We start from the raw sequence: 13,121 nt of genomic DNA on the forward strand, positions 1-13,121 counted from the left end.
CGAGCCGATCACCGCGCGGCCCGGCGACGGCAACCCGGCGACAGCCGCCGTCGGGCCCGTACTCCGCTCCCGCACAACGAGAACGGCGGCCGCCCCGAGGGACGACCGCCGTTCCGGAACGGACGGATCAGCTGGTGATCGACTCCCGCTCGTCCACCCGATGCGACTTCGTGCCCCAGCCCACGTGGGCCTCGGCGCGCATGCGCTCCACCATGTGCGGGTAGTGCAGCTCGAATGCCGGTCGCTCCGAACGAATCTGGGGCAGCTCGTAGAAGTTGTGCCGCGGCGGCGGGCAGGTCGTCGCCCACTCCAGGGAGTTGCCGTAGCCCCACGGATCGTCCACGGTGACCACTTCGCCGTACCGGTAGGACTTGAAGACGTTCCAGACGAACGGCAGCATCGAGGCGCCGAGGACGAAGGCGCCGATGGTGGAGATCGTGTTCAGCAGCGTGAAGCCGTCGGTGGGCAGGTAGTCCGCGTAGCGGCGCGGCATACCCTCGTTGCCCAGCCAGTGCTGCACCAGGAACGTGGTGTGGAAACCGACGAACGTGGTCCAGAAGTGCCACTTGCCCAGCCGCTCGTCCATCATGCGACCGGTCATCTTCGGGAACCAGAAGTAGATGCCCGCGAAGGTCGCGAACACGATGGTCCCGAACAGCACGTAGTGGAAGTGCGCCACCACGAAATAGGTGTCCGACACGTGGAAGTCCAGCGGCGGCGAGGCCAGGATGACGCCCGACAGGCCACCGAAGAGGAAGGTCACCAGGAAGCCGATGGACCACAGCATGGGCGTCTCGAAGGTGAGCTGCCCGCGCCACATGGTGCCGATCCAGTTGAAGAACTTCACCCCGGTGGGCACCGCGATCAAGAACGTCATGAACGAGAAGTACGGCAGCAGAACAGATCCCGTCGCGTACATGTGGTGCGCCCACACCGCGATCGACAGCGCCGCGATGGCCAGGGTCGCGTAGACCAGGGTGGTGTAGCCGAAGATCGGCTTGCGGCTGAAGACCGGGTAGATCTCGGACACGATGCCGAAGAACGGCAGCGCGATGATGTACACCTCGGGATGGCCGAAGTACCAGAACAGATGCTGGTACAGGATGGCGCCGCCGTTGGCCGGGTCGTAGATGTGCCCGCCCAGGTGCCGGTCGTAAGCCAGGCCGAACAGGGCGGCGGTCAGCAGCGGGAACGCCAGCAGCACCAGCACACTCGTCACCAGGATGTTCCAGGTGAAGATCGGCATGCGGAACATCGTCATGCCCGGGCAGCGCAGGCAGACCACGGTGGTGATCATGTTGACGCCGCCCAGGATCGTGCCCAGGCCGGAGACGGCCAGGCCCAGGATCCACAGGTCCGCGCCGACGCCGGGCGAGTGCACGATGTCCGAGAGCGGGGTGTACGCGGTCCAGCCGAAGTCGGCCGCGCCGCCCGGGGTCACGAAACCGGCCGTGGCCATGGTGCCGCCGAACAGGTACAGCCAGTAGCTGAACGCGTTCAGGCGCGGGAACGCCACGTCGGGCGCGCCGATCTGCAGGGGCAGGATCACGTTCGCGAAACCGAACACGATGGCGGTCGCGTAGAAGAGCAGCATGATCGTGCCGTGCATGGTGAACAGCTGGTTGAACTGCTCGGGCGAGAGGAACTGCATGCCCGGGCGGGCGAGTTCACCGCGCATGAGCAGGGCCATGAGCCCGCCGATGAGGAAGAAGGTGATGGCGGTGCACAGGTACATGACGCCGAGTACCTTCGGGTCGGTCGTCGTCACCGCCTTGTAGATGAACGAACCCTTGGGGCCCATGCGCGGCGGGTAGGGCCGGGCGGCCTCCAACCCCGATTCCGGCTTGGGAGCTACGGCAGTCACCACATCCTCCTCGAGGTCGGTCCGGGACTGGTTATCGGCCTCGGAACCCACGATGAACGGCGCTCAGCGTACGCACAGCAATTCGATTCTGGCAGAGAACACTCCGACCGGACGGTCAGGACACCGCTCGGATCTCCGGCGGCTGCCAGCGGCCGTCGACGGCCTCGGGGCGGGGCGCGTACAACCGCAAGGTCAGCGAGAACATCCCCGTGGCCGGAATCGGGAGCCAGTTGCCGCGCGGAACCGCGGGCCCGGGGTCCGCGTGCTGGATCAGGATCTCGGCCGACCCGTCCGGCGCCGGGACCACCGGCAGCCCGTGCCCGACGGCGTAGATCCGGTCCGGATTGTCGACCAGGAAATTCTCGGCGTCGTACGCGGTGAGCGACCAGAAGGCCGCCACCGGCGGGAACCGGCCCGCCTCGAAGCGAATACGGAACATGCGCGGTTCGCCGTTGACGTCGGCACTCAGCTCGGGCGTGGACGGATAGAGCGCGTCCTCGGGCAGATTCGCGCCGAGCCCGCGCTGGGCGATCGCGGCCCGCTGGAGGTAATCGGTGCCGTAGGCGCCCAGCGCGGTGGAGAAGAGCCAGCCGTTCTCGGTGCGGGTGCTCGGATCGATGTGCGCGGTGATGCGCTTGCGGGCTGCCGCGGCCGCCGCGTCCAGGGTGGCGATGGGGAAATCGTCGACGCGGCCGCCGGGTTCGATGCCGATCCGGGCGAAGCGGCGCAGCGCGGGGGCATCGGCGGGCGCGGGGGCGTCGATCGTCATCAGGGTGCACAACCGGTCGAAGAAGGTCCGCCCGTCCAGTGCGGCCACATCCGCGAGCGGGGCCGTGAGCTGCTCGCTCGGGACGATGGCCGGACCGGTCCGGGTGGCCTGGGGATCGGCGAGCCAGTCGGGCAGGGACGCGAGCCGCATCCGATCCTGCAGCGCCCGCACCGCGGGCACATCTGCGGCGCCGTTGACCTGGATCCGGCCCAGCAACCAGGTGGTGTTCGTCGGCACGGCCAGGTGCGTCACGCCCGGGGGCACCGTGCCGTCCCAGCCCGGGCCGCTGATCAGGTAGGTGTACAGCGCCGGTGTGCCCGCGACCCCGGGGCGCGGGGCGCTCGGGTGGTGCACCGTGTTCGTCCACGCGTCCAGCAGCTGCATGATCCAGTAGCGGTCCGGTTCCATGGCGGGCACCTGCAGCACCATGGGTTCGCCGGACAGGTCCAGCCAGGCGTTGGAATACAGGGTGTCCTGGTTGGCGCGAACCATGAGGCGGTCCTCGTCGGTGGGCAGGGCGCGGCTGTGCCGGAAGGCGTTGACCGGACCGCCGGCATCCCGCGTCGCGTGGATCAGCACCAGTGGATAGCCGAAAACATAAGCGTCGGTGGCGATTTGCAGTGCCTCGTCCGCGCCGGGGGGCGCGTCCTCGTCCGCCTCGCCGGAGCTGCCGCACGCACCGGTCAGCCCGGCGGCGGCCAGACCGGCGGCCAAGCCGAGCAGCGAGCGTCGACCGATGAGGGCATCCATGGCGAATCACAAGCTACTCTCGCGGCGCGCTCGAGTACGCGAGGTTTAGCGCCGCGCGTCGGGGTTATCACGAATCAAGCGCAGTGATAACCTGATTCATCTCAACGCAGCGGGGGGCAGCGTCGCCTGACCGTATCTCCCAGGCAGCGGTGTCCGGTTCCACTACGCACAGCGCTCCCCCACGGCATAGGCGAATCCGATGGATCTTCTCAACCCGCTAGACGCGATCTTCCTGGCAATCGAATCCCGCGAGCACCCCATGCATGTCGGCGGGCTGCAGCTCTTCGAACCGCCCGCGGAGGCCGGTCCGGACTTCACACGCGAACTGTTCGCCGGCATGGCCGGCGCCACCGACGTGCGCACCCGCTTCCAGCGCCATCCCAGCCGGAGCTTCGGCGGCTTCTCCAGCGTCAACTGGTCGCATGCCGAACAGGTCGATCTCGGCTATCACCTGCGGCGTTGCGCCCTGCCCGGCCCCGGCGGCATGGGCGATCTGATCGATCTGACCGAACGCCTGCACGGCACGCTGCTGGACCGGCACCGGCCGCTGTGGGAGGCCAGGCTCATCGAGGGTCTGGACGACGGCCGGTTCGCGATCTACATGAAGATGCACCACGCGCTCATCGACGGCGTCTCGGCCATGCGCCTGCTGCAGCGCACCCTCACCGACGACCCGCTCGACACCCGGGTGCGCGTGCCGTGGGGCACCCGCCCGGTCGAGACCGACAGCACCCCCGAACCCCGCAACCAATGGCAGCAGCTGCGAAAAGCCTTGCCGCGCATGGCCCGTAGCGCCGCATCGATCGCCGCGCCGCTGCGCGGAGCCATCGACGGGCGGCTCACCATGCCCATGACCGCGCCGCGCACGATGCTCAACGTGTCCATCGGCGGCGCGCGCAGCGTCGCGGTCCGGTCGTGGCCGCTCGAACGGGTCAACGCGATCCGCCGGGCCACCGGGGCCACGGTCAACGACGTGGTGCTGGCCATGAGCGCGGCCACGCTGCGCTCGTACCTGCTCGAGCACGGCGCGCTGCCCGACGAGCCGCTCATCGCGATGGTGCCGGTCAACGTGCGCAGCGCCGCCGAGTCCGACACCTCCGAGGGCAACATGGTCGCGGCGTGCCTGGCGAACCTGGCGACCCACATCGCCGATCCGGTGGACAGGCTCACCGCCATCAGCACCTCCATGCGCGAGACCAAACAGGTCTTCACCCAGCTACCCAAGATCGAGGCGATGGCGCTGTCGGCGCTGCTCATGTCGCCGCTCGGGGTCTCGCTGGTGCCCGGCTTCGAAGCGCTGCCGCGCATGCCGTTCAACCTGGTGATCTCGAACGTGCCCGGGCCGCGCAAACCGGTGTACATGCGCGGCGCGCGGCTGGACGCGAACTACCCGCTGTCGATTCCCTTCGAATCGCAGGCCATGAACATCACCCTCACCACCAACGGCGACAACCTCGACTTCGGTTTCGTGGGCTGCCGGCGCACGGTGCCCGATCTCTATCGGCTGCCGCAGCACATGGAGAACGGCCTGGCAGAACTGGAACGGGCCGTCGCCTGAGGGCACGCGCGGCGGCCGACGCACCGGGCCGGGCCCGGACGCACCGGGATGAGCCGCGCGGCGGCGTGATCTCTACGCTGGCCGGGTGGACACCTCTTGGCCCGAACTGCGGAAACGAAGTCTGATCAGCGAGGACCCGGCGGTGCTCGCGCTGAACAAACCCGCCGGGATCTCGGTCACCGGGGAACGCCACGACACCGACATCGTGGAACTCGCCGCGGCCGCCGGGGAAACGCTGTACCCCGTGCATCGCATCGACAAGGTGACCTCCGGGCTGGTGCTGCTGGCCAAGGAGCTGCCCGCGCACGGCGAGCTGACGCGGCAGTTCAACAAGCGCACCGCGCGCAAGGCGTACCTGGCGGTGACCGCCTCCACCGGACTGCCCGAACGCGGGGTCATCGAGCTGCCACTGAGCGTCGGGCGCAAGAACCGGGTGCGCATCGCCGCACCGCGCGAAAGCATTCGGCGCGTGGGCGATCGGTGGCAGGTCCCCGAGCAGGAGCTGCTCGCGGGCAAGAACTATCCGTCGGTCACCGAGTTCGTGACCCTCGCCGACACCGGCACCCACACGGTGCTCGCGCTGCGGCCGCTCACCGGGCGACGGCATCAGATCCGGGTGCACCTGGCGTGGATCGGGCATCCCATCGTCGGCGATCCGCTCTTCGACAAATCCGGTGCGCACGCTCGCACGCATCTGCACTCGTGGCGCCTGGGACTGGACGCCTCCTGGCGCACGCCGCCGGTGCTCGACCTCGAGGCCGATCCCGATCCGGACTTCTGGCAAGTCGGCGGCGAACCCGTAACCGGCGCGCCCGGGCAACTACTCGGCATCGCACGGGACGCGGTGACCGCCGCCACCCCCGAAGTGCATTGATGTGAAACCGCTATATTCGGTGGCGAGTCTCACCGAGACCGCATATGGGCAGGTCATCTAGCCTGAATCGGTGGCGCAAGGGTGCGGCACGTTCGGGCGCGACGATGCGGCCCTTCACAGAAAGCGAACGCCGATGGTTCTGCTGGCACAGCTGAGTGACACCCACTTCGATCTGGGCGCCCGTAACGTCGAACGCGCCGAGCGGGTGATGGGGTTCCTGGCCGAACTGCCGCAGCGACCCGACGTCATCGTCGTCACCGGGGACATCGCCGACGAGGGCGACATCGAGGAATACCGCCAGGCCCGCGCGGCGCTGGTGGCCGACGTGCCGGTGCTGATCATGCCGGGCAATCACGACGACCGCGGGCACATGCGCACCGTGCTGTTCGGCGTGGACTCCGACTACGCGCCGATCAACCAGGCGCACAGCGTGAACGGTCTCACCCTGGCTCTGCTGGACTCCAGCGTGCCCGGCAGGCCCGAGGGATATCTGGACGAGCAGACCTACGCGTGGCTGCTCGACCTGCTGGCCGCCACCCCCGCCGACGACGTCGTGCTGATCGCCATGCACCACCCGCCGGTCGCGGTGCACAGCACCGTGGTCGATCCCATCCGGCTCACCAATCCCGAACGACTGGCCGAGATCGTCGCCGGGGACGACCGGGTGCTGGCCGTGCTGACCGGGCACGTGCACTCGGGGCTGGTCACCTCGTTCGCGGGCAAACCGCTGGTCGTGGCGCCCAGCATCTCCTCCACCATCGGCTGCGAATGGGAAACCGCCGCACCGGGACACGTGCCGATCGACTTCGCGCCCGATCCCTCGATCCTCTTCCACTCCATCCGGGACGGGCGGCTGCTGTCGGCGTTCCGCCCCATCGCCATGCGCGGGCAGCTCAGCGCGCCGGCGGAGTGAGCAGCGCGCGCCGATAGGTCGAGGGCGTCGTGCCGGTCCAGCGCTTGAACGCGTGGATGAAGGTCGACGCCTCCGCGTAGCCCAGCCTGATGGCCACATCGCTCACCGAAAGCGGTGTGGCCGTGAGCATTTCCTCCGCGAGCGCGCGGCGGACCTCGTCCAGCAATTGCCGGTAGCCGGTGCCCGCGGCATCCAGGTGCCTGCGCAGCGTACGTGTGCTGACGTTGAGATCCCTTGCCACGGAATCGATTCCGGGAGGCGCGGCGAAACCGTCGGCGCCCCCGCGCGGGACGAGCAGCTCCCGCACCTCCGCGGCGATGCCGGTGCGGGCGCGCCGGCGCGAGACCAGCTCGCGGCACTGGGCCAGGCACATGGCCCAGGTGTGCTCGTTGGCCTGGGGCAGCGGGCGTTCCAGCACCGCCGGATCGAGGCCGAACAGGTTGTGCGGACGCTCGAATTCCGGTCGCAGGCCGTAGATTTCGTCGTACAGACCGGCATCGGGCGGAGCCGGGAAGTCGAACTCCGCGCGGACCAGGTCCAGCCGGTGCCCGAGCAGGTCGTTCAACATGCCGAACATCGCGGTGACATCACGTTCCACCAGGAAACGCCGGACATCGCCGGGCACCCGCTCGTCGTGGATGCGGGCCACGAATTCGCCCGGCTTCCAGCGAGCGACCGGAATGCAGAAGGTGAAACTCAGCTCCAGATAACGCAGGGCGAACGCGATGGCCTCACCCAGGGTCGGACTGCTGACGCACGCGAAACCGAAGATCCCGAACGTGGTGATCCGGTACCGCCGCCCGACCTCCAGGCCCAGATTCGGCCGATCCCCCAACTCGCGCACCAGGTTCCGGATGACGGCCAACTCGGCCTGGGCGTCCACCTGGGCGTCCGGATCGCCCAGCCCGCGCTCGCTCACCCCGCTGCCCTGCAGTATCCGACCGGCGCCGACCCCGTGCTCGCGCGCGAACCCCGTCATCAGCGCGATACTCGCGACGCCCCGGGGGAAGTCCCAGTCCCGAATCCCCGCCTCCTGAACCGTGCTCATAGCCAAAGTATGGCCGAAAATCTCGATTAAGACACCCACGTGGACGAGGTCCCGGTTTTAGAGTGGAGGGGTCTGCGCTAGGCGAGGAGGGCAGCATGCCGTCGGTGATCATCATCGGGGCCGGGTTCGGTGGGCTGGGGATGGCCATGGAACTGCAGCGGAACGGTTTTCACGAGGTCACCATTCTCGAACGAGCGGATGACCTGGGCGGGGTGTGGCGGGACAACACCTATCCGGGTGCGGCCTGCGATGTGCCCTCGCCGCTGTACTCCTACGCGCGCGAGCCCAAACCGCAATGGCGGCAGCGGTATTCGGGACGCGAGGATATTCAGTCCTACATCCGGGACGTGGCCGAACGGCACGAGCTCGGACAGCTGATCGTCTTCGGGGCGGAGGTCGGCGAGGCCGAGTTCGACGCGGTCGCCGGGCAGTGGACGGTGCGCACTACCGACGGCACGGTGCGCACGGCGACCGTGCTGATCTCGGCGGTCGGGCAGCTGTCCCGGCCCGCGATGCCCGCCATCCCCGGGATCGAGAGCTTCGCGGGCGCGTCCTTCCATTCCGCGCGCTGGGATCACACCGTCGACACCGCGGGCAAGCGGGTGGCCTGCATCGGCACCGGAGCCAGCGCCATCCAATACATTCCGGAGATTCAGCCGGCGGCCGGCGCGCTGACGCTGTTCCAGCGGACCCCGGCGTGGGTGCTGCCCAAGTTCGACACCGATTACAAGCCGGTTCATCACCGCGTGCTGCAGCGGGTGCCGGGAATGCCGCTGGCGGAGCGGTTCTCGTGGTGGGCGATCGCCGAGTTCGTCGCGCTGGGGCTGGTGGAGTTTCCCGGGATCACGCGGGCGGTGGCCAAGCTCGCCGAGAAGCAGCTCGACGAGCAGATCACCGATCCGGAGCTGCGGGCCGTGCTCACCCCGGACTATCCGATCGGGTGCAAGCGGGCGCTGTTCTCCTCCGACTACTACCCGGCGCTGGCGCAGCCGAACGTGCGCGTGACGACCGCGCCGATCATCGACATCGTGCCCGAGGGGGTGCGCACCGCGGATGGCGCCGTGCACGCGGCGGACGTGATCATCTACGGGACCGGGTTCAAGGGGACCGAGTTCCTGTGGCCAATGGAGATTCGCGGGCCGGGCGGGACCACGCTGTCCAAGGTCTGGGCCGACGGCGCGCACGCCCACCTGGGAATCACGGTGCCGGGATTCCCGAATCTGTTCCTGATCTACGGGCCCAACACCAACGTCGGGGTGGGGTCGATCATCTACATGATCGAGTCGCAGGCCCGGTACATCCGGCACGCCGTCCAGATTCTGGCCGAACATCCGGGGCACGTGCTCGAGGTGCGGCCGGAGGCGGAGCTCGCGTTCAACGACGCGCTGCAGCAACGACTCTCCCGGACGCCGTGGAACTTCTGCACCAGCTGGTACCGCACCGCCGCCGGGCGCATCACCAACAACTGGCCGGGCACCACCCGCAGCTACCGGCGCCGGACCCGACGGGTCCGGCTCGCCGACTATCGACTCACCAGCGCACGCTGAAACCGCAGGTCGGGGCGATCCTGTGGCATATTCACGTCCATGCGCACTCGCCCGAGGCTGATCGCCGTCGCCGCGCTCGCCGCGGCCCTGCCCCTGACCGGCTGTTCCTCGTCCTCCGATGAGCACGCCAATCACGCGGTGACCGGGTCGTCGAACTCCGCGCCCGCGGCCACCACGACCGCCCCCGCCGGCTCGCCGGCCTCGGTCCTGCCGACCGTCGCCCCCGGCGCCGAACAGTTCGAGATCTACGTCGGCCCCGCCACCGTCCCGTGCACCGGCGTAGCCCCGATGGAATGCCTCCGGGTCCGCCGAGACCCGAACGCCGCCTGGGAGAATCACTACTCCGGCATCGAAGGCTTCGACTTCGAACCCGGCTACACCTACCACCTCCTGATCGAGCAACGCCCCCGCGCCGATCCCCCGGCCGACGCCCCCTCCGCCACATGGCACCTCGTCTCGGTCCTGTCGAAGACCCCGGCGTAGCGGCTCGACGCGAGTGGACAGCTACCGCGCGCAGCCCCAGTGCCCCCGGCCGGTCAAGAATCCGTGCTCCGAATCGACACGGACCGGGCCCTGCCGAGCAGCGCGAATCGAAGAGCCCTCGAAGCGACTCCGCGACCCGGCCGCAGTCCGGCCGGAACGAGCCCGCGCCAACAGAATCGGCGCGAGGCGCTTCGGCTGAGCCGACTGTCGAATGCCTCTGCAACACAGCGTGTTTGATCGACTATTGCGACAGCCGCCGCCGCTGAATCCGGCACTCGGTCTCGGATCTGTCGAAACCGCCCGCATGAATGCCGATGTTCGCCCGCGCCGACGCTGACCGGGTCCTGGCGAGCAGCGCGGATCGAAGAGCCCTCGACCCGAACCCGCGACTCGGCCGGAGTCCGGCCGGAACGAGCCCGCGCCGACAGAATCGGCGCGGCAGGCGGTTCAGCCGGACGGGTTGTCAGATGCCGGTGCGGCACGGCTTGTTTGGCGGATTCTGTCGCTGCTGGGCCGGCACCTGGTCTCGGGGCTGCCGAAGCTGCCCGTGTGAGAGCTGATATTCGCCCGCACTACCGCGCTGCGAACGCGCGCCGGTAGCGAGCGTCGCACGGCACGACCGCTCCCGTTACGGTGCGGTCCGTGCCGGTGGTCCGGCCACCGTGTGTCGGAGGCCAGGGCGAACCGCGGTTTCCATCGTGGTCAGGTGGACGGGGTGGGGTCCGTTTCGCCGACGGTGACGGTGACGGGGGCGTCGGGGGTGATCGTCGTGCTGGCGGCGACCGACTGGGCGATGACCTTGTCGGACTGGGTCTCGTCGGTGACTTTCTTCGTGGTGGTCTGCAGGGTGCCGGTCCAGCCGGCCGCCTTCAGGGCGGCGGCGGCCTGGGTCGTGGTGTGGCCCACGAGGTTCGGCATCGTGACGGTCGTCGTGGTCTCGCCGGTCGAGACGTAGGCGGTGATCTTCGTGCCGGTGGCGCGCTCGGTGCCCGCGGCCGGATCCAGGGCCAGCACGGTGCCCTTCGGGGCGGCGTCCTTGCGTTCGACCTGGACCACGACGAAGCCGGCCGCCTCCAATTTCGCCTTCGCCGCGGCGATCAGCGCGCCCACCACGTCCGGCACGGTCACCGTGGGCGGTTTGGCGGGGCTGTAGGAGGTGGTCGTGGTGGTGGGGGTCGGGCGGTAGCTGGTCGCGGTGACTTCCACCGTGGTGGTCGGCGGCGCGTCCGTCGTGCTCGACTCGTAGGTGACGCTGCTGACCGTGGTGGTGGTCGGCAGCGTCCGCGTCGTCGAATCCGACTGCCGGGACTGGAGATACGCCAGGGCCACCACCACGATCAGCACCGCGACCAGCGGCGGCACCCAGACCGCCTTGTTCCGTACGCGGGTCGCGCGCGGCGGCGGGTCGTGCGAATCCGGCGGTTCCGCCGCGGCGGCGGTGTCGAGCAGCGTGGGCGGGGAATCCGCCGCGGCAAACCGCGGAACGGGCTCGACCCGCGGCGCCTCGCGCTCGATCTGCGGCAGCTGGCGAGTGGGCGGCAGCGGCCGGCGATTCGGCCCCGATACCTGACCGGCAGCGGGCGCGGCCGGACGGGCCGGTGCCGCGGTCGAACCCGCGCGGCCGGCCGAGGCACCCGGCCCTACAGGTTGCGGCCCCTGCCGATTCGGCTGCGCGGCGTCCCCGGCGTGCTGCGCGCCGGGCTGTTTCGCGGGGGCGACCGTGCCGGTGTACTGCACCCCCTGCCTGTTCGCTGCCACGGTCGTGGGCGGTCCCTGCCGCGTCGCCGGGGTAGCCGAACCGCCGGACGGCGCACCCTGCCGAGTCGCGGGTTCGGCGGGCAACGCGCGCTGCGCCCCTTGCTGATTCGCGGGTGCGGCCGCGCCGGTGAGCTGCGGGGACGGGGTCGGGCGGGCCGCGACGCCGGTGGGCTGTGGGGCCTGGCGGGGCGGGTGTGAAGTCGCGCCCGTGAACTGGGGGCCGGATGGATGGTGTCCGGTGGGTGGTGATTTCGGGAGGGTGGGCTGGGAGCGGGGGTCCGTGACCGGGGTGCCGGAACCCTTGGGCGAGGGCGTGATCGGGTCCGGGCGAGCGGTCGTGCCCGCGGGAGATTGGCCGGGGTGGGAGGTCGGGCCGGAGGTCGGGTGGACCGGCTGCGCGGTCGTGCCGGGGTGGGCGGCCGGGCCTGCGAGCGGCTGGCCGGACTGGGCGGTCGTGCCGGGGTGGGCGGCCGAGCCTGCGGGGGGCCGGCCGGGGCGAGAGGTGGTGCCGGGGTGGAGGGTCGGGACGGAGGTCGGGTGGGCGGGGTGTGGGGTGGCGGCGCTCGTGGGGGTTGGCTGGGCACGGTTGGGGTGGCGGGGTGCGTCTTTGGGGGCGGGGGCGGCGCTGAGCAGGTCGGTGCGGGGCGGGGTGGGGTAGCGGGGGTGTGAGGGCTCGCGCAGGGACTGCAGGGCCGCGCGGGCCAGCTGGGTGCAGTTCTCGTAGCGGCCGGCGGGGTCCTTGTGCAGGGCGCGGGCGATGACCTCGTCGAAACCCGTTGGCAGGGTGGGGATGTGGCGGGTCGGCCGGGGGATCTCGCCGTAGGCGTGGTTGTACAGCAGCTGGCCGACGCTCTTGCCCGGGAAGGGCAGCCGGCCGGTGAGCATGTGGTAAAGCGTGCAGCCGAGGGAGTAGACGTCCGCGCGGTGGTCGGCGTCGCCCGGACCCGTCCAGCGCTCGGGCGCGGCGTAGTGGAAGCTGGCCAGCACCTCGCCGATGTCGGTCAGCTGCCGGCTCTCGTCCAGCGTCTTGGCGATGCCGAAGTCGGTGAGCAGCACCCGTTCCGGCTGTCCGCGGGTCAGCAGGATGTTGGCCGGCTTCACATCCCGATGCAGGATCCCGGCCGCGTGCGCGTGATCCAGCGCGCCCGCGGTCTCGGTGATGATCCGCACCGCGCGCCCCGGGTTCAGCGGGCCCTCGCGCAGCGCCACCGACACGTCCTCGCCGTCGACGTAGGTCATGGCGATCCAGAGCCGGTCATCGTCCTGCCCGCGCGCGTACACGGTCACGATGTTCGGATGATCCAGCCGCGCAACGGCATCGGCCTCGCGCCGGAATCGCGCGTGATGCTCGGCCCCGCCCCCGCCCGGCACGGTCAGCAGTTTCAGCGCCACGAAGCGTGGCAGATCCCGGTCCCGGGCCTTGTACACCGCGCCCATCCCGCCGGCGCCCAGCGCCTGCACGATCTCGTACCCGGCGAATTCGTCACCCGCCCTGAGCGACCCTGCCACCTGCGATTCCCCCTCGGCGCCATGGACCTTCGCCCTGCCTGCCCGCGC

The 13,121-nt window shown here is 70.0% G+C and carries 9 protein-coding genes; 5 read left to right on the forward strand and 4 right to left on the reverse strand.

The window, feature by feature from the left end; genetic code table 11:
• Window positions 1–127: 127 nt before the first annotated feature.
• A complete protein-coding gene (gene ctaD / locus ACFVBH_RS29975) occupies window positions 128–1,864 on the reverse strand; it encodes a cytochrome c oxidase subunit I (protein ID WP_354984482.1) in 1,737 nt (578 codons plus the stop codon).
• A gap of 115 nt (window positions 1,865–1,979) precedes the next feature.
• On the reverse strand, window positions 1,980–3,383 hold the full coding sequence (locus ACFVBH_RS29980) for a DUF1254 domain-containing protein (protein ID WP_379006710.1): 1,404 nt from the start codon (window positions 3,381–3,383) through the stop codon (window positions 1,980–1,982).
• A 199-nt stretch (window positions 3,384–3,582) separates the two neighbouring features.
• Between ACFVBH_RS29980 and ACFVBH_RS29985 the strand changes: the two genes are divergently transcribed.
• The 3 genes from ACFVBH_RS29985 to ACFVBH_RS29995 all read left to right on the forward strand — a co-directional run bounded on the left by ACFVBH_RS29985 (window position 3,583) and on the right by ACFVBH_RS29995 (window position 6,728).
• Window positions 3,583–4,941: a wax ester/triacylglycerol synthase family O-acyltransferase gene (locus ACFVBH_RS29985; RefSeq protein ID WP_354984480.1), complete on the forward strand. Its 1,359-nt coding sequence runs from the start codon at window positions 3,583–3,585 to the stop codon at window positions 4,939–4,941.
• Between the two features lie 85 nt (window positions 4,942–5,026).
• Entirely contained in the window at window positions 5,027–5,815 is a 789-nt protein-coding gene (locus tag ACFVBH_RS29990; protein ID WP_354984479.1) for an RNA pseudouridine synthase, read from the forward strand.
• A gap of 133 nt (window positions 5,816–5,948) precedes the next feature.
• Window positions 5,949–6,728 carry a metallophosphoesterase gene (locus tag ACFVBH_RS29995; protein WP_354984478.1) on the forward strand — a complete coding sequence of 260 codons (780 nt, stop codon included), beginning with the start codon at window positions 5,949–5,951 and terminating at the stop codon, window positions 6,726–6,728.
• On the opposite strand, the gene ACFVBH_RS30000 is transcribed toward ACFVBH_RS29995, so the two are convergent.
• The gene (locus ACFVBH_RS30000; protein ID WP_379006714.1) at window positions 6,709–7,776 is read right to left on the reverse strand and encodes an AraC family transcriptional regulator; all 1,068 of its coding nucleotides are present in this window, start codon (window positions 7,774–7,776) and stop codon (window positions 6,709–6,711) included. The two genes, ACFVBH_RS29995 and ACFVBH_RS30000, sit on opposite strands and share 20 nt — an antisense overlap.
• Window positions 7,777–7,871: 95 nt before the next feature.
• Here ACFVBH_RS30000 and ACFVBH_RS30005 point away from each other — a divergent pair, with 95 nt between their 5' ends.
• Window positions 7,872–9,323, forward strand: coding sequence for a flavin-containing monooxygenase (locus ACFVBH_RS30005; RefSeq protein WP_379006717.1), 1,452 nt, complete (start codon window positions 7,872–7,874; stop codon window positions 9,321–9,323).
• Between the two features lie 39 nt (window positions 9,324–9,362).
• Window positions 9,363–9,806: a DUF4377 domain-containing protein gene (locus ACFVBH_RS30010; RefSeq protein WP_354984475.1), complete on the forward strand. Its 444-nt coding sequence runs from the start codon at window positions 9,363–9,365 to the stop codon at window positions 9,804–9,806.
• A 702-nt stretch (window positions 9,807–10,508) separates the two neighbouring features.
• Here ACFVBH_RS30010 and ACFVBH_RS30015 read toward each other — a convergent pair.
• Window positions 10,509–13,073 (reverse strand): protein kinase, encoded by a 2,565-nt coding sequence (locus ACFVBH_RS30015; protein ID WP_379006719.1) that lies wholly within the window; start codon window positions 13,071–13,073, stop codon window positions 10,509–10,511.
• Between the last annotated feature and the right edge of the window lie 48 nt (window positions 13,074–13,121).

The organism is Nocardia sp. NPDC057668 (genome assembly GCF_042799795.1).
Classification (GTDB): Bacteria; Actinomycetota; Actinomycetes; order Mycobacteriales; family Mycobacteriaceae; genus Nocardia.

Excerpts from the sequence above, each read along its gene's own strand:
- ACFVBH_RS29980 (WP_379006710.1), bottom strand. The coding sequence starts at position 3,383 with ATGGATGCCCTCATCGGTCGACGCTCGCTGCTCGGCTTGGCCGCCGGT.
- ACFVBH_RS29985 (WP_354984480.1), top strand. The coding sequence starts at position 3,583 with ATGGATCTTCTCAACCCGCTAGACGCGATCTTCCTGGCAATCGAATCC.
- ACFVBH_RS29995 (WP_354984478.1), top strand. The coding sequence starts at position 5,949 with ATGGTTCTGCTGGCACAGCTGAGTGACACCCACTTCGATCTGGGCGCC.
- ACFVBH_RS30000 (WP_379006714.1), bottom strand. The coding sequence starts at position 7,776 with ATGAGCACGGTTCAGGAGGCGGGGATTCGGGACTGGGACTTCCCCCGG.
- ACFVBH_RS30005 (WP_379006717.1), top strand. The coding sequence starts at position 7,872 with ATGCCGTCGGTGATCATCATCGGGGCCGGGTTCGGTGGGCTGGGGATG.
- ACFVBH_RS30010 (WP_354984475.1), top strand. The coding sequence starts at position 9,363 with ATGCGCACTCGCCCGAGGCTGATCGCCGTCGCCGCGCTCGCCGCGGCC.